Source organism: Cryptosporangium sp. NPDC048952 (assembly GCF_043197895.1).
GTDB lineage: Bacteria > Actinomycetota > Actinomycetes > Mycobacteriales > Cryptosporangiaceae > Cryptosporangium.
Genome location: NZ_JBICTY010000007.1, coordinates 21,530 through 36,527 on the forward strand (window position 1 = coordinate 21,530; position 14,998 = coordinate 36,527).

A 14,998-nucleotide genomic window follows, 5' to 3' on the forward strand; every position below is an offset into this window, starting at 1 on the left:
TGGCCGTTCGCCCTGCCCGCGGTCCGCCAGATCATCGACACCGGCGGCCTCGACATCCCGCCCGGCGTGACGGTCCTCGTCGGCGAGAACGGCACCGGCAAATCCACCCTCGTCGAGGCCTTCGCCGCCGCTTACCCACGATTCGGAGCCGTCCGGGATGTCGGTCCTCGGCCCCGGCCTCGTCGGCGACGAATCGAACCTGCACCGCTTCTTCAAAGCACGAACGCACCGACTCGCCGCCACCGGCGGCTTCTTCCTGCGCGCCGAAGCGATGCACACCTACCTGCGCGCCATCGACGCGACGCCCACCGAGCGCCGGGCCTGGGGCGGCGAGAAACTCACCGAACGATCACACGGGGAATCGTTCCTGGCCGTGCTGCGGCATCGATTCGTCGATCAGGGCGTCTACTTCCTCGACGAACCCGAGTCGGCGCTGTCGTTCCAGTCGAGCCTGACCCTGCTGGCACTCCTAGACGCTATGCGAGCCGAAGGGTCACAGATCGTGCTGGCCACCCACTCGCCGGTGCTCGCCAGCCTGCCCGGCGCGACGATCCTCGAACTCGGCGACTGGGGCCTCCGACAGACGCCCTGGGAAGAACTGGAACTGGTCGAATCGTGGCGCGACTTCCTGCGCGCCCCGGACCGCTGGCTGCGGCATCTGACCTCCGAACCCGGGTGAGGCCTCCGGCCACACGCGGCGGCGCGGCGCGCGGAAACACCAGCGTCGGCACGCCGTCGTTACTGCGTGAGGGACGATCGCGGGATGAGGACGGTGTTCGGACTGACGGATGACGCCGACGACCTGCTCGCGGTGTTCGAAAACCCCGTCGACGCGGATGCCGTCGCCCATGGCGGCGAGTTGTCGATTCAGCCGCTCGAGGTGCGACGAATTGCCCTCTACGGACCGGGCGAGCGACCTGCGATGGTCGAGGTGCACGGCGTCCGGGTCGTGATCGACGAGACCGGCGCGACGCGCCACCATGCCACGATCGCCCACGTCTTCGACTATCTGCACGGCGACCTCACCGCGCCCCTCGTCGAGGTCGAGCGCGGCCCGGAACCGGGTGTCGTCACGGTGTGGGTCTCAGCGAGAAGCCCGGCGCAGGCCCAGCAGGCAGCGGCGGGAAAGGCCCAGGAACTGCTCGCGGGCCGCTGAAATCCGTGGCGCGGTCGCCGGAAGTTGCGCCGAATGCGGCAAGGCCTCGTCCCATCGTCACCGAACATGGGCGGCTGTAGTCGGACGGTCAGCTACCTGACCGGTCCGTGTGACGGTCGCCGCGTGGCCGGCACGCCATCGGCCTGCGCGTCTCCGACTTCCAACGTCGCGACGTTCAGCCACATGACCGTGACCTCCCCGTCCTCGTCTCCTTCGACGGTGGTGTAGGTCTGGCGCCGGCCGTTGTGCAGATCCCGCCGGTCGTTTCTTGGCGTCGTCGGCGGTGCGCGCGTCGAGGCGGATGCGGTGGGCGACGCCGTCGATGCGCACCCACACCAGGAAAGGCCGGAACCCGTCATCACCGTCATCCATGTGGGCAGTATGACGAACGCATGTTCGACGGTATACCGTTCACGCGCACTTCAACTGCGGCGCTTCCCCGCTGAGCGAGCGTCGTCGGCGGCCGGTCTGACGAGCGTTCGAGGCCGCCCGGGCCGGGCGCGCCGGCATCCACGACCGGGAAACCGCGGGGCGTGCTCGTATCGATCCGCAGCGACCAGACCGGCATCGATGAGCCCGGCAACTGCGCCAACGGGGACACCGTCGCTCGCCGCGACGAACAGCTGACCCCGCAGCCCAACCGGACCATGAGGACCCGGGTCGGCGTCCACGCCCGGCCCCATTCTCCGTGCGCGCAGAGCCTGTCGACGTCGCCACCGGCGGTCTGGGCGAGGCCCAGCCTCCCGGCGGCGGCTCGCCATCGTCAAGCCACACCCGGCCGCCTCCGACCAGCGGATCCATCTTGTGCCGGGTGGGCTTGACACCGTCCGCGCCGCTGCCGGGCGACGGCCTCCTGCCCAGCCCGCGGCCTGGCGCCGCCCCGGGCAGCCCATCCGCTCGCCCGCGAAGGGAGCCCCCGTGCTCATTCCTGACCCCGCCACGTTGCGCGCCGCCGTGTGCGGTCAACTCGAACTCGCCCGAGTCACCGCCCACACCAGCTCCGGCACCCCACGATTCGGCCTTACCGGCCTGCCTGCCCCCGATGCCCGTCACACCCGCGATCGAGTCCGCGCCGCGGTGATCAACTCCGGCTTCCGCTGGCCGGACCGCGTCCAGCTCGCCATCGATCCGCGCTCCAGGCGATCGGACACCGGACTGGACCTCACCCTGGCGCTGGGCGTCCTAGTCGCCACCGGGCAACTCGTGTCCGAGGCGACCCCCGAGGTCGTCTGCATCGGCGAACTGGGGCTCGACGGTCGCATCGTCACCCCCGTGCGACGTCCGGATGCGCCTCGTCGTCGCCGCCCGTGACCGCATTGCCCGCGCCTTCGTTCCGGCCGCGGCCCTCGACGAAGCCTCCGCGACACCGGGAATGACCGTCGCTCCCGTTCATGATCTCCGCGCGCTCGTCGCCGCCCTCGATCACCGGCCGGCCACTCCCACGCAGGACCCTCACACGGACCGCTTCAACCGATGAGCGACATGATCGTCGTCGCGGTCTTCACGACCCGGCACTTCTCGTTCCTCGCACTCGGCACGAGCGACACCGACGCGATGACCGCCGCGCGCGCCACCTGGCTCAAGCACTGCGGGCAGTACGACGCCGACCCGCAAGCCTTCGACACCTTCTCGATCACGCTCTACGGTGGGCTCCCCGGCGCAGGCTTTTGCGACGACGCGCAACTGACCGGCCCGCCCGGCGGCGCGGTCCGCAGCGACGAACCATCCGATCGCCACGGCCCTGGCGCCGGCGGTCCCGAGCTCGAGATCGGCTCTGAACGGCCGGGCCCCCGCGCCGGCCGTCGCGATCCGGGCAGCGCCGACGCGTACCGGCCGGATGCGGGCCGGTGACGCGCTGATGAGCGACCGGCCCGAGCACATCGCGGTCATCGACAACAAGCTCGGAGCGCACCTGATCACGTTGGACGCCTGGAAGTTCAGCGTCGACACCCTCACCGGCCGCCTGTTCCGCGTCTCCTCCGGTCCCGGAGTCGGCCCCCACGGCCTCCCCGACCCGCCCTTGGAACTGACCACCCTGCTAGCGACGCTCGACGCCGGCGACTGGTCACCCGCTCCGCAATACTACTACCGGGTGAACCTGAACCGGCTCATCGCCTTGACGGCCGAGAAGGCCGACGCGGGGGCCTCCACGAGGGACGCCGTGCCCGAATGGCTGACGCCGATGAAGGCCTCCGGCCGCGGCCCGATCACCACCGCGGACATCGTCGAATTGTGGAAGGCCATCAGCGTCGCGCGGAAGACGCGCGGCGACCTGGACGGCGCCCACCGCGCGGCGCTGGCCGCCTACGGTGCCCGCGTCGCGGACGCGACCCGCTGGCGCGATAAGGACACCACCGAGTCGTTCCGCAAACGCATTCTCGGCATCAAACGCCCGCAAGCACCGCGCCGACGCCGGTCGGCCCGCTGACTGAACATCACAACGAATAGCGATGGACTGTCAAACCAGGCCAGACGCACAACGCGTTCGTGCTCGGCGTCGACCCGGAACGCATCTGCCAGGGGCAGTTGGCGACTACGCCGGTCGCGCGCAACCGGCGACGGTGCGGCGTCGTCTGCGAACAAGCATCGGACCGCCTCCATGCGCCCGGTTGGGATGCGTGGCTGCGGCAACTGGCCGAGCCTGCCATTGATCGCGTGAGCAGCATCGTTGACGCTGTTCCCGTTACCGTCGGCGCCACGTCCCCCGTTGTTGGTTCGGGCGGGCATGGAGCCGAATACCCGCTGGACCTGACTGCTCGGCGCCGACGGCCACCTCCGTTGCGACCGAATTGGTCGTCACCGTCTGTGGCGAGCACCTCCGAACTACAGCTCTGTGGTTCGGCCTAATGTCGCTCACCAGCGGCAACACTCGGATCCTGGCTATCCGGGAGCCGACCATGGTGATGATGCGAGCAGGCGGACTGACCGTCGAGGTACACCTGCACAGCGACACCGTCGACGGGCGTATGCAGCAGCACGTCCGGGTGAAGGACCGCGGCTACGTCGTGTACACCGGACCGGACCTCGCCCGCGCGCAAAGTGAAGCGGAAAGCGCCGGCCTGCCGTGGGCGGACCTCGAGGTCATTGACGAGCACGGCGGGGCAGCAGCTGCGGGATGATGGACGGCGTGGCGAGTCCATCCGGACCGTGCGACCGCGACGATCCCGCGATGCGCGCCATGTACGAGCCCGGTCGAGATAGCCGAGTTGGCCGACGCCCTGAGCTCTGAAACCTCGCCGTCGGCCTCAGAACCGGAGAAGGCCAGGCCGACCGAGAGGAAGCCCATCGACGGCGTGGGCTCGCAAGGTGTGGACGGGTCTCACCCGTCGCGCCCCTCGGCGTACGAGTAGGTCTGGCCGGTGGGCTCGCTATCTCGGGCCCGCAGTCCCCAGCGGTGGTGACGCCGCTGGGAACGCCGCTACGACGGCCGGTTTTCCCGCAGTTATACAGCGCCGTGGGCGAGGCTAATCGTCGAGGACCTGGAGACGGCCTGACGGACGAAGCGGCCGCCGGACGGAGGAGTTCGTGGGCGAGCTCGCTCACCGCGCGCAGACGCACGCGGTAATGCACCAGCCACAGGCCAAGGTCCTGTGGCGGGAAGCGTAGTGCTCCCCGGGCCAAGCCCGCCGCTTCCGTCCGCTGTCGAGTTGACCAAGCGTGACGCCACTTATAACGGTGAGCGCCAGATATGACAGTAGTCGCCGGGCTCATCCGTTCGGGTATCTCCGGGCTCAGTGGTGAGACCGAATCGGGCGGTGAGCCCTCACGGCCAGACAAGCACACTCCCCCAGCGCAATGGACGAAGAGCGACCTCGAGACCGAGCATGAAGGGAGTTGGCGTACCCAATTCGGCGTAACCTTCGACATGGTCGGCGTAGCTCACGACCCGACCAGGTCCAGCACGAAGCCGAGCACGAACAGCCAAAATCCCGTCCATCGAACACGATGGCCGGGATTCTTAGTGTCGAGTGCCCATGCTAATCCGCCAACCGATCCGGAATAGATAGCGGTCCCAAAGACATAAACGAGGAATACTAAGGCGGGTAGCGAGATGAGGAAAAATGCTACCGCAGCAGCATTGACCACCTTGAGCGTCTCGGGATTATCAATGAGGGTGTGTCCAAGTACCCACCACCCTGCAGACATTCCGGCTGCCAGAAAGATGAGCAAAGCAATCTCTGCGAAAGATTCCCGTAGACCGGCTACGCCGGCGCGGAATCTGGTCAACCAAACGAGACGTCTACTCTTCATCCTGTCAGCATGTGCGCGCAGCGCTTCCGGCCCGATAAGGTCGATAATGACAACGAGTCCGGCGATGAACTGCAGCAGCTTTCCGGCCCGTGCCCAAAACAGCACCGTCTTACCCCACAACGGGGCGTCGGCGACCTCCTTGCCAGATAGCCATATCTGCCACGCATCGATGAACTGACCTGACACGAGCGCGTAGAACGCGCCGATGGCTAAGCCGGCACCCAACATGCGCCACGCACGGCGCCGAGTTTCGGGGGTCATGCCGAGCTTTCGCTCGCCGCTCGGTTGCTCGACAGCATCGTCCACTTGGTCAGCCACCGCAGCATTGCAGCGCACAACCGCATGGGTGCGTGACCCCCAGACGGACCGTGAGATTCCGCCGAGCGGCTGAGCGAGCCGCGGTGGGGTGAACGTGATCGGTGCTGCGGCCGCTAGCCGGAGCGGGTCCGGCCATGGCGCTTGAAGTACGCGCGCTCCAGGTACTCCGTGGCGACGATGGCGAAGTTGTCCCGTTCGACGCGGAATGAGACCGTCTTGGCACCCGTGAGCCGAGCGAACAACTCGGAGAATTCAAGCTCAACGAGATCACCGTGCCAGCCGCTGTAGATCGCGACCCGATCGAGGTTCCAGCGATCGTCGCGATCCAGCAGGACGTAGCGCAGCAGCTGGTCGATCCAACTACTCAGATCTCCCGACGTCGGTTGGGCGTAGACCTTCACCTCCACCAGCGTCGTCCCGACGACGAGGTCCGCCGTGAACGGGTCCTCGACGACCGGGGCTGCGCCACGCAGATTCCCGAGCGCGCGAAGCCTGGCCCGGCCGGAGTCCAGGTAGCGTCGCCACAACGCCGCCAGTGCTGCCAGGACGCCCTCGTCCGGTGTCGTCCGCTGCCCGGACACCCAATCCCACATTCCACGCTGTACGTCAGGTGAAGGCGCGGTCATCTGATTCACCAGGTCGATGACCTCCAATGCTCGCCAGCAGACCCAGAACCAGTCGTTGTCAGCCTGAATCGGCGTCGCCGGGTCGCGCGTCCACGTCCGCCAATCGTCGCCTGTTCCGGCGAAGCCGGCACCGGCCAGCACCTGATCCGTGACCACCATGGGTAGCCAGCCGAGCTCATCGGCGTACGGCGGCGTCGAAGACAGGTCCAATCCGATCAGGCGCTCGACCACCGTGCCCAGCAGCGGACGCCATGTCGCCGGCAGCGCACTGACGTCGGCGGGTTCAGCCGACAGCTGCGCCGTCCACTCCGCGATCAACCTCGCCCGGTGCGGATACCGGGTGTGCAGATAGCCGGTCACTGCGGTGGACGCCCATTCGATCGCCATCGCTGCACGCGCTCCTTCCTGCCTGCCCAGCGAGCGGATCGGCGTTGAGGGCGGCCCGCCGTCACAGGTCCCGTCAGACGGCAGGCTCACCCTCGCCTGCTCGGGCGTGAGGCGAAGGCGCGAGCCGGGCGAGTGCTGGACGAGGACTGACGCTCCCGCCACCGCTGGCCAGCGTCAAGCCCGCTCGGCCGCCGCTCCCGGCCCGACCGGCGCGGGGCCAGATCGCGGCCGGGGGCTGTGACGCCGTCGGCGCGGTCCGGCGGGGGCTGTCCTCGTTCCAGCCCTCGCCGCGGGCGCCCGGACCACCGCCGTTTCCCGGCAGCCGGTCCTCGGCGAACGCCCCGCGCCGCGGGCTCCTTCCTCCGACGGGAGTCCTTCCGTGTCCCTCAACGCCCTTCCCTCCGCCGACTCGGCGGACTCCGGCGTCCGCAACGTCGAGCTGCAGCAGCTCGTCGACCTCCTCAAGGACCAGTCCACCCGCCGCTTGGACGTCGTCGCCGGTGCTGGCGCGATGCACTCGATCGACGGCCGCCTGGTCCTGGACAACACCGAACCGCAGATCGGCCCGGATGGCGTCACCAACACCGCCGGGGTCTACCAGCTCAACAGCATCGCCATCTCTGGCCTAGCCGAGAAGCTCAAGATCCCACAGGCCTACCTCCGGCGGCTCGCCACCGAGCACCCGACGCTGTTCGACGCCAACGTCAACGGCTGGCTCGACCGCACCAACCGCCGATTCCTCGTCCGATGCCTGCGCTCCGACGACGGTGACGGTAGTGGCCACGGGGTCGCCCGGGCCGTTCTCTCCGACCGGTACGGGCGGATCGACAACCTCGACGTCCTCTACTCCGTGCTCGAAGGCATCCGCGGCGCGGGCGTCGCCGTCAACGTCGACGGCTGCGACCTGACCGATCGGCGCATGTACCTGCGGATCTACTCCCCCGAGGTACAGGCCAACGCAGCCGCACTGCTCGGCGGCTACAAGTCCCCGTTCGACGGGCGCAGCGGCAAGGACCTTCCGACGGTGTGGGGCGGCTTCGTCGTGACCAACTCCGAGACCGGCTGCGGCAAGTTCACCCTCACTCCGCGGCTGATGGTCCAGGTGTGCCGCAACGGCCTGGTCCTCCCGCACAGCGCCAAGTCCCGCACGCACCTCGGCGCGCAGCTCACCGACGACGGCGTCATCGAATGGTCCGCCGCCTCCACCCGCGCGACGCTCGAGCTGATCACGACCCGCACCACCGACGCCGTGCGCGCCTACCTCGACGCGGACTTCGTCACCCGCTCCCTGCGCGAACTCGAGGAGCAGGCCGACGCGACGGTCACCGATCCGGACACCACGATCAAGACCCTCGGCCAGCAGCTGCGCTACAGCGAGGACCAGCAAAAGGACATCCTCAACCACTTCATCGCCGGCGGCGACCGCTCGGCCGGCGGCATCCTGCACGCCGTCACCTCCGTCGCGCAGACACTGCCCGACGCCGACGCCGCGCACGAGATGGAGCTCACCGCGATCCAGGCGATGCGCCTGGCCGCCGCCTAGCCAACTCGCCCCGTGCCCGGGCCGCCTCTCCCGGTGGCCCGGGCACGGCCGTCCCCGGGCTCTCTTGTCCTCAAGGAGTTTCACCATGACCGTCATCCCGGCGCCGGAGCTGGAGCCCGACGCCACCGTCCACGAAATCACCGGCGACCCACAGCCTGGTGAACCGGGGTCCTGGAAGTTCGCCCGAGACATCGCGTTCGTGCTGGTGCTGATCCTGCCTTGTCGCGTCACGCGCCTGACCGAACGCGAGAACCCGTACGACCGCCGTCCCTGCCCGCGCATCTGGGCCTACGACGCCGAATTCATCTGCGGCCGCGATCACCAGCACGCGACCCGGGCCACCCTGTTCGACGTCTACGACCCGCTCGTGAACACGACGATGCCCGGCTACGGCCTCAGCCTTGACCACCGGCCCGTGACGTTCGACCCGACCAGCCACCACCAGCTGCCGTGGCAGATCGCGCGCGCCATCCGGACCGCGGTGATCCACCAGCACCGCGAGCGTCTCGCAACACCGGCCGGCGAGATCCGGCCATGAGGATCTCCGCGTCGCACCCTCTGCGCATCCGGCTCCTCGATGCGCTCACGACCGGATCGGTCCGGATCGACGCAGCACACGGCGGCTGGCGCGGCGACGCCCAGCTGACCGCCGTCGGTGCCGACCGCACCGTCTACTGGATCACCCAGACCCCGGACCTCCACCGCACGCACCTGGTCGCCGTGCGACCACCGGGCAGTGCCCGTCAGCCGGTGACCGGATCCGGATGCGACCCGCGCGGTTTCCGGCTCCTCGGAACGCAGCCACACCTCGTGGCCGCGCTCATCGCCTCCTGCCCCACGCCGCCCGGTGTCGTCCGCGGCGACGACGCCGACTTCGCGGGCCTCACCACCGATCCGGTGATCAGCGCATGAACAGTCCCGGCGCCTCCGGCGTGACCAAAAGCTTCGCCGACCGGGAGATCTTCCGGTTCGGTACCTGGGCGTGGGACGTCACCGCCGGCCTCGCGCTCGTCGCCGACCGCGAGCCGGAGCCGGTCGACATCAGCCCGTGCCGCGAGTTCGCCGCGCTCGTCCACGTCACCTCGCAGGGCGTGGCATCCGCTGATCTCAGTCGTCCACTGCTGATCGCACCGATCCCGCACGCGGGCCTGCTGGTCATCGACGGCTGGCATCGCATCCACCGTGCGTTCGCCGACGGCATCACCATCCTGCCGTCCCGGCAGCTCACCCCGGCCGAAGAGCGCGCTATCCGCCTCCGCGGCTGAACCACTCGCGCGGCCCGTCCGGTGCTGACACGCCGGACGGGCCGCCTTCCCGTCCCATCATCGAACACGGAGAAACCCATGTCTTCATCCGCGCGGCAGGAGATGCCCGGCCAGGTCATGGCCTGCCGCATCTGCCGCACTCCGCTCAACACCTACCAGGACACAGACGGCATAGAGCCGGCGAGCTACCGCCACCCGCACCGGTCTACCGCCTGGGACCACCAGCCCGACCCGGTCCCAATGATCGAGCTCGACGACGTCACCATCTCCTGCGACTTCTGCAGCGACCGCTACCCCCTCGTGGTCGTAGGCACCGAACGCATCACCTCCGCGATCCCCGGTGGCGACATCCACAATTTCGGCACCACCTGGGCGGCCTGCGCGGCGTGCGCACTCGACCTCGACAACAACCGGCTGACGCAGCTCACCGGTCGCGCGCTGCGGCGCCTGCGCTTTTCACGCGATAGCCGCGAGGCCTTCCTGCTCCGGGCATTGCACGCCGGCGTCGGGGCCGGTCTACGACCGGGCCGCGCCCTGATCACCGGAGTTCGTTGGCCCCGTGCGCTCTACCGGCCCGGCGAACTTCCGGCAACGCGCGACCACCTGGTGGAGCTGATGGGATCCCGCTACCGCCTTCCCACGTCACTCGAGCAGCCGGGGATCCGCGCGGAACTGGCGATGTCCCTGCAACAGGCGACGCTGTACTGGGCCGACCTCAAAGCGTCGATCCTCATCCGCCGCACGATGAGCAGCGATCCAGCGCCCTTGAGCTGTCCTGCCCTGCCGACGCCGCACGGATTGCTGCTCTGGGCCAAGCCGCTCGTCACCGGCCACCACGGTCTCCTCGACGCGGTCTCGTGGACCGTTCGCGACGACCAGACGATCGGCGTCACGGTCTACCGCGCATTCGGCGGCAACCTTCCCTCCTCGACCAGGAACGCCATCCGCGACGACATCGGCTGGCTGCTCCCCGTCCAGCACACGACCCTCACGACCCAGGTCACGACCTCCGATCCGGCGCGGCCGCTGACCGTCCTCGGATCCCTGATCGCACAGGGACACCTGAGCATCTCCACCGACCCGACCCCGGACCGCTCGTCACCCCCGAACGCGGAGCGAATTCGTCCGGGCGGTTCGTCTGTCCACCGCGTTCGCGTCGTTCCCGCAGCGGGGTCGCGATGACCACGCCGCTACCGTCCTCGGACCCGCGGGTGCTGGACCTGGACGAGATCGTCCGCCTCATCCGCACCGGCGACGTCTACGCCGTCGTCCTGAACTCCGGCGGAGGCGGAGCAGCGATCTACGCCGGTGAACAACGCCCGGACGAGCACGGCGACGAGCGCTGGACCGCCTGCGCCGGACCCGGCTGGTTCCTTCCGGAACCCGAAACCGGAACCCACTGGGCCTACGGCCGGGCACGGATCGACGACTTCTACATCGGCCCGGAAGACGATGATGACCTGCCGATCAGTGCCGAGCAGGCGGGTATCACCACCGAGGCTCAAGCAGCCGCAGTGATCGTCGCCCAGACGCTCACGCAAGGCGTCCTCACCCTTGAGGAGGCAAGGTCCGCTGGAGACGCTGTCTGACCCTCAGCGATCGTCCGAGCCGCTGGAGGTGCGCCGACCCGTCCATACGTCTCCAAGTTGGGTGCGGTGCCCCCGAGATGCGCAGGCTCGGGGGCACCGTCACCTTCTCTCCTTGTCCGTGTCTGAGGTGCTGTGTACCGCTGCTGCCTCGAGGACCGCACTGGTGGCCGTGGCAAGCGACGGATAAGCCGGCAGTTCACGAAGCAGATTCAGTAGGGTCAGCAGCCGGATGAGTAACGGTTGCGCGCCTGCGAGGGCGATCGCGCCCCCCTTGTCTTGGAGTCTGCGGCGGACGAGAAGTAGGACACCGAGGCCGGTTGAGTCGAAGAACCGGACCGCGGAGACCTCGAGGACGATGTACTTCCGACCGGCATCGACCAGACTCAGCAGTTCGTCCCGCAGCCGAGGGCTGGCGAGCATGTCGAGTTCACCGGTGAGAGTGCAGACCGTCACGTCCTGGTCGAACCGGATTTCTGCTACGAGGCTCCCGCAGGTCACCCTTCGCGGCCGCCTCGGCTCCGGCGCTGCCGAAGGCGACGGTGAGGTGGCTTCACGCAGCGCTTTCTGGTGCGCTCGAAACTGCGACACAGCCTGTCGAACCACCCATCGATGCGGATTCTTGAGGGTGGACCATCGAACGTAGGCCTCCATGACAGCCTCTTGAGCCAGATCCTGCGCCAGTTCGGGGGGTGCGCCCAGCCTCACCAGATGCGTGCGAATCCTGATGATCATGCGCTGGTAGAAGACGGCGAACTTCTCCGAGTCCGGCGGCGGACTCGGCTCGCCGCCGGCGGAACGCTTCGATCGCTTGCCGATCCACGCGTTGAGCCGTGCGGCGCCAGCGTCGACGTCATGTTCGACTGTTTGGCCAGCGTGGTCGTGCATCTCGGCGATGAGGTCGGGAAAGTGCATCGCGCTCACAGCCTCGTTATCGCCTTCGCCTCCGGACGTCATGCGGACCCCCTTCCCGGGCCAGTCGTGTTGAGCTCGTCGCTCTCGCTATCGAGGATCCGGATAACGTGCCCGACATAGATCGTCAGGTCCTCGCGGACTTTCTTCCAGTGACCACGCACCGTGGATGCGTCGACACCCATGTGTTCGGCGATCTGCCGGCTGTTCTGGCCTTCTCCGCGAAGCAGTATCGCGATGCGTTGAGCTTCGGGCATCCGCCGGATCACCCGGAGACACTGGTCGTACAGATCGCGCGCCAGGACACTCCGGCAGAGATCAGCGGCACCGCCGTCGACTGCTGGTCGGTCTAGCAGATCACCGTCCTCCAGCGGATCAACGAGACCGACTCGGCTTCGTCTGCGGTAGTCGTCGACAGCTTTGTTCCTCACGACCAGCCGTAACCAGCTGTAAAGCTCCGACTGACTGCGGGCGCCGAGCTCCGACCAGCCCAGATACAACTCGTGGAAGGCGTGGTCGACATATCCCTCGGCCAACCGCTGATCGTTACCGGACCACGTGAGCGCGTAAGCGACCAGCGGTCGTGACCAGGTGCGATAGATGGCCACGACTTCGTGCTCTTCACCGTCAACCATGGTGCCGGTCCGGGCGGACCGACCTCGCCGGTGACGCTGCCGGGACCTCGTCCATGTGAGGTCCTCGTCCTACCCAGATCCACATCGCAGGTCCTCCGATGAATTCTTCGTGTACGACGACGGTTCCTTCGGGAGCGCGGTGCACCATCGCGATGAGCGTCGCCCGACGCTGGCGGGCTTTCAAGAGCCGGAGCCCCGAAGCGAACAGCCACGGGGCGAGCGTGATGGCCAGGGCCGGCCAAGAATCCAGGTGCGGCGTCGCACCCGAGACCCAATCAAGCCAGCTCGACCATGTTCCGTTGATCGTCACGCTGATCACTCGTTGCAGTCCGCGAAAACGTTGACGCGTCGTGCATCCGTGGAACGAGTAGCGAGCTCGACGCCGATGCCGGATTGCACTCACCGGCGCAGGAGGCCTCGCGACAGCCGACGTGCGTTCCCGCAGCTCCGCGTCGGGTTTCCGCGGCGCGCAGACGGCGCCGGGGTGCTGGCCGTCCACGGTAGCCACGCCGCCGGTTCCGGCAAGGCGCTGCGCTTTCTTCCTTGCCGGACCTCGTCGGCGCGGCCCGTGTCCGGCTCGGCCAGCACCCCGGCCGACGCCGCCCGCGTCCGCCGGGGCTACTCCGAGTGCGGAAGGAACCGCAGCGATGCCTCAGCTTCGCGACATCAAGACGCGACGGCTCGTGCCCAATCCACGCAACGCCCGTCGCAACGACGAGAGCAACATCGACTCGCTCTGCGACACCATCCAGGTGGTCGGCATCATGGAGCCGCTCCACATCGTGGAGGTCGCGCCGCCCGCCGACGCGGCCGAGATCTACGCCGCGGAAGGCGACGACGACCCGAACTGGTACATGGTCGTCTTCGGACACCGGCGCCGTCGCGCCGCGCTCCGCTTGGAGCTTCCGACCGTGCCGTGCCTGGTCTCCGACGACGAGGACGCCGCACGCCAGCTCGCCATGGCCATGATCGAGAATCTCCATCGGGAGAACCTGACCGTCACCGAAGAGGCCGACGGTTTCCGGCAGCTCGAGCTCGAAGGGTGGAGCGCCGAGAAGATCGCCGAGACCCTGGCCCGGCCCCTCGAGCGGGTCCGGCAGTCCCTGACCCTGCAGCGCCTGCCGCAGCAGGCCCGCGACGCCGCGGACGCCGGAACGCTCACGCTGGACAACGCCGCCGAACTCGACAAGTTCACCGACGACCCCGACGCGCTCGCCCGGATCCTCAAGAACGGTGACCGCTGGGGGTTCCGGCACGCGCTGACCGAAGAGACCCGCAAGTCCGAACTCCGCAAGGCCAAGGACGAGCTGCGCGCGACGCTGGTCCTCGACGGCGTCGACATCGTCAGCCAGCCCGCCGACTGGGGCAGTTCGACGGCCAAGATCGTCGACGCCCGCACATTGCTGGACAAGAACGGCGAACTCCTCGACCCCGAAGCGGTCAAGGGCAAGCCCGGCTTCGCGGCCATCATCCAGACCGACTACAACACGCCGAAGCCCCTGATCGTCTGTAAGGACCCGGAGTTCCTTGGTTACACCCGGACTACCAGCGCCGATCGTCACTTGAGCTCGGAGGAACGGGAGGAGCGGGCGCGGAAGAAGGCCGCCGAAGAGGCCCACACCGAGGCGCTGCGGCTGGCACAGGGCGTGCGGCGCGAGTTTCTCAAGGAGACCTACGGAACGCCGCGCGGAGCGAAGAAGATTTACCTGCGCGTGCTTCGTGAGGTCGCTACCACTCCTGGGATCCTCACCTACAGCAAGGAGCTGAGCGACTTGGTCAGCGCGATGGCCGGCATCACGATCGGTTCGGAGCTCTGCGCGGGCCAGATTCCGCGGCACCTGGTACGCGACGGCGTCCGGGAGAAGTTCGCCCGCGCCGGCACCGATCGCCTCACCCGGGTGCTGGTCGCCCGGTGGGCCGCCGGACACGAGTCCAACCTCGACGCGTACGGGTGGCAGGTCCGTCCGGAGGTCGCGGTGCCCTTCTTCGACACCCTGGTCGCCGATGGCTACACGCTCTCGGACGCCGAGCAGCGTCTCTATGGCGAGCTGCACGCGTCACTGCAGCCCGAGAAGGAGCAGGACGAGCCCGCCGAGCAGGCGACCGACGAGGAAACCGCCGGTCCTGCCGAGGCGGCTACCTCGATCGGCGACGACACCGTGACCGAGGAGCCGGAGGACGAGGAGGAGCGCGAACCTATTCATCCTGACGTGGACGCCACCGTCACGGCTCTGCACTCCGACGTCGAGCTGACCCCCGAGTCCGAGGACGCCACGGACGAGGAGAGCCCCAGCGAGGACGTGGCACTCTCCGCCTGAT

General features: G+C 68.3%; 18 protein-coding genes. 13 read left to right on the forward strand and 5 right to left on the reverse strand.

Annotated features, from left to right (window positions below):
* The first annotated feature begins 157 nt into the window (after positions 1 to 157).
* Positions 158 to 679, forward strand: coding sequence for an AAA family ATPase (locus ACGFY5_RS33550; protein ID WP_392726439.1), 522 nt, complete (start codon positions 158 to 160; stop codon positions 677 to 679).
* A gap of 84 nt (positions 680 to 763) precedes the next feature.
* Positions 764 to 1,156 (forward strand): hypothetical protein, encoded by a 393-nt coding sequence (locus ACGFY5_RS33555; RefSeq protein WP_392726441.1) that lies wholly within the window; start codon positions 764 to 766, stop codon positions 1,154 to 1,156.
* 92 nt (positions 1,157 to 1,248) lie between these two features.
* Here the strand turns inward: ACGFY5_RS33555 and ACGFY5_RS33560 are convergent, their stop codons facing one another.
* Entirely contained in the window at positions 1,249 to 1,524 is a 276-nt protein-coding gene (locus ACGFY5_RS33560) for a hypothetical protein (protein ID WP_392726444.1), read from the reverse strand.
* Between the two features lie 550 nt (positions 1,525 to 2,074).
* On the opposite strand from ACGFY5_RS33560, the gene ACGFY5_RS33565 reads away from it, so the two are divergent.
* The 4 genes from ACGFY5_RS33565 (at position 2,075) to ACGFY5_RS33580 (ending at position 4,275) form a co-directional block, all read left to right on the forward strand.
* Positions 2,075 to 2,467 carry a magnesium chelatase domain-containing protein gene (locus ACGFY5_RS33565; RefSeq protein ID WP_392726445.1) on the forward strand — a complete coding sequence of 131 codons (393 nt, stop codon included), beginning with the start codon at positions 2,075 to 2,077 and terminating at the stop codon, positions 2,465 to 2,467.
* 162 nt (positions 2,468 to 2,629) lie between these two features.
* Positions 2,630 to 3,007, forward strand: coding sequence for a hypothetical protein (locus ACGFY5_RS33570; protein WP_392726448.1), 378 nt, complete (start codon positions 2,630 to 2,632; stop codon positions 3,005 to 3,007).
* 7 nt (positions 3,008 to 3,014) lie between these two features.
* Complete coding sequence (locus ACGFY5_RS33575; protein WP_392726450.1) at positions 3,015 to 3,584, forward strand: hypothetical protein; 570 nt, start codon at positions 3,015 to 3,017, stop codon at positions 3,582 to 3,584.
* 418 nt (positions 3,585 to 4,002) lie between these two features.
* Entirely contained in the window at positions 4,003 to 4,275 is a 273-nt protein-coding gene (locus tag ACGFY5_RS33580; protein ID WP_392726453.1) for a hypothetical protein, read from the forward strand.
* A 760-nt stretch (positions 4,276 to 5,035) separates the two neighbouring features.
* Here the strand turns inward: ACGFY5_RS33580 and ACGFY5_RS33585 are convergent.
* The gene (locus tag ACGFY5_RS33585) at positions 5,036 to 5,725 is read right to left on the reverse strand and encodes a hypothetical protein (protein WP_392726455.1); all 690 of its coding nucleotides are present in this window, start codon (positions 5,723 to 5,725) and stop codon (positions 5,036 to 5,038) included.
* A gap of 113 nt (positions 5,726 to 5,838) precedes the next feature.
* Positions 5,839 to 6,738, reverse strand: coding sequence for a hypothetical protein (locus ACGFY5_RS33590; protein WP_392726456.1), 900 nt, complete (start codon positions 6,736 to 6,738; stop codon positions 5,839 to 5,841).
* A 379-nt stretch (positions 6,739 to 7,117) separates the two neighbouring features.
* Between ACGFY5_RS33590 and ACGFY5_RS33595 the strand changes: the two genes are divergently transcribed.
* The 6 genes from ACGFY5_RS33595 to ACGFY5_RS33620 all read left to right on the forward strand — a co-directional run bounded on the left by ACGFY5_RS33595 (position 7,118) and on the right by ACGFY5_RS33620 (position 11,135).
* Positions 7,118 to 8,281, forward strand: a complete 1,164-nt coding sequence (locus tag ACGFY5_RS33595) for a DUF932 domain-containing protein (RefSeq protein ID WP_392726458.1) — start codon at positions 7,118 to 7,120, stop codon at positions 8,279 to 8,281.
* 85 nt (positions 8,282 to 8,366) lie between these two features.
* A complete protein-coding gene (locus tag ACGFY5_RS33600) occupies positions 8,367 to 8,819 on the forward strand; it encodes a hypothetical protein (protein WP_392726459.1) in 453 nt (150 codons plus the stop codon).
* The gene (locus ACGFY5_RS33605) at positions 8,816 to 9,193 is read left to right on the forward strand and encodes a hypothetical protein (protein ID WP_392726461.1); all 378 of its coding nucleotides are present in this window, start codon (positions 8,816 to 8,818) and stop codon (positions 9,191 to 9,193) included. Before ACGFY5_RS33600 ends, ACGFY5_RS33605 begins: the two co-directional genes overlap by 4 nt.
* Positions 9,190 to 9,546, forward strand: coding sequence for a hypothetical protein (locus ACGFY5_RS33610; RefSeq protein WP_392726463.1), 357 nt, complete (start codon positions 9,190 to 9,192; stop codon positions 9,544 to 9,546). Before ACGFY5_RS33605 ends, ACGFY5_RS33610 begins: the two co-directional genes overlap by 4 nt.
* A 78-nt stretch (positions 9,547 to 9,624) precedes the next feature.
* Entirely contained in the window at positions 9,625 to 10,728 is a 1,104-nt protein-coding gene (locus ACGFY5_RS33615) for a hypothetical protein (RefSeq protein WP_392726466.1), read from the forward strand.
* Positions 10,725 to 11,135 carry a hypothetical protein gene (locus ACGFY5_RS33620; protein ID WP_392726469.1) on the forward strand — a complete coding sequence of 137 codons (411 nt, stop codon included), beginning with the start codon at positions 10,725 to 10,727 and terminating at the stop codon, positions 11,133 to 11,135. Before ACGFY5_RS33615 ends, ACGFY5_RS33620 begins: the two co-directional genes overlap by 4 nt.
* Before the next feature lie 99 nt (positions 11,136 to 11,234).
* On the opposite strand, the gene ACGFY5_RS33625 is transcribed toward ACGFY5_RS33620, so the two are convergent.
* Together ACGFY5_RS33625 and ACGFY5_RS33630 are read right to left on the reverse strand one after the other, a co-directional pair.
* Positions 11,235 to 12,089, reverse strand: a complete 855-nt coding sequence (locus ACGFY5_RS33625) for an anti-sigma factor antagonist (RefSeq protein WP_392726471.1) — start codon at positions 12,087 to 12,089, stop codon at positions 11,235 to 11,237.
* Positions 12,086 to 12,652 carry an RNA polymerase sigma factor gene (locus tag ACGFY5_RS33630; RefSeq protein ID WP_392726474.1) on the reverse strand — a complete coding sequence of 189 codons (567 nt, stop codon included), beginning with the start codon at positions 12,650 to 12,652 and terminating at the stop codon, positions 12,086 to 12,088. The genes ACGFY5_RS33625 and ACGFY5_RS33630 overlap by 4 nt, the downstream gene beginning before the upstream one ends.
* A 674-nt stretch (positions 12,653 to 13,326) precedes the next feature.
* Between ACGFY5_RS33630 and ACGFY5_RS33635 the strand changes: the two genes are divergently transcribed.
* Positions 13,327 to 14,997 carry a ParB/RepB/Spo0J family partition protein gene (locus ACGFY5_RS33635; RefSeq protein WP_392726476.1) on the forward strand — a complete coding sequence of 557 codons (1,671 nt, stop codon included), beginning with the start codon at positions 13,327 to 13,329 and terminating at the stop codon, positions 14,995 to 14,997.
* Position 14,998 lies beyond the last annotated feature (1 nt).

Coding starts and splice junctions, on each gene's coding strand:
- ACGFY5_RS33550 (WP_392726439.1), top strand. CDS start 158: ATGTCGGTCCTCGGCCCCGGCCTCGTCGGCGACGAATCGAACCTGCAC.
- ACGFY5_RS33555 (WP_392726441.1), top strand. CDS start 764: ATGAGGACGGTGTTCGGACTGACGGATGACGCCGACGACCTGCTCGCG.
- ACGFY5_RS33560 (WP_392726444.1), bottom strand. CDS start 1,524: ATGACGGTGATGACGGGTTCCGGCCTTTCCTGGTGTGGGTGCGCATCG.
- ACGFY5_RS33570 (WP_392726448.1), top strand. CDS start 2,630: ATGAGCGACATGATCGTCGTCGCGGTCTTCACGACCCGGCACTTCTCG.
- ACGFY5_RS33575 (WP_392726450.1), top strand. CDS start 3,015: ATGAGCGACCGGCCCGAGCACATCGCGGTCATCGACAACAAGCTCGGA.
- ACGFY5_RS33580 (WP_392726453.1), top strand. CDS start 4,003: ATGTCGCTCACCAGCGGCAACACTCGGATCCTGGCTATCCGGGAGCCG.
- ACGFY5_RS33590 (WP_392726456.1), bottom strand. CDS start 6,738: ATGGCGATCGAATGGGCGTCCACCGCAGTGACCGGCTATCTGCACACC.
- ACGFY5_RS33600 (WP_392726459.1), top strand. CDS start 8,367: ATGACCGTCATCCCGGCGCCGGAGCTGGAGCCCGACGCCACCGTCCAC.
- ACGFY5_RS33605 (WP_392726461.1), top strand. CDS start 8,816: ATGAGGATCTCCGCGTCGCACCCTCTGCGCATCCGGCTCCTCGATGCG.
- ACGFY5_RS33610 (WP_392726463.1), top strand. CDS start 9,190: ATGAACAGTCCCGGCGCCTCCGGCGTGACCAAAAGCTTCGCCGACCGG.
- ACGFY5_RS33615 (WP_392726466.1), top strand. CDS start 9,625: ATGTCTTCATCCGCGCGGCAGGAGATGCCCGGCCAGGTCATGGCCTGC.
- ACGFY5_RS33620 (WP_392726469.1), top strand. CDS start 10,725: ATGACCACGCCGCTACCGTCCTCGGACCCGCGGGTGCTGGACCTGGAC.
- ACGFY5_RS33625 (WP_392726471.1), bottom strand. CDS start 12,089: ATGACGTCCGGAGGCGAAGGCGATAACGAGGCTGTGAGCGCGATGCAC.
- ACGFY5_RS33635 (WP_392726476.1), top strand. CDS start 13,327: ATGCCTCAGCTTCGCGACATCAAGACGCGACGGCTCGTGCCCAATCCA.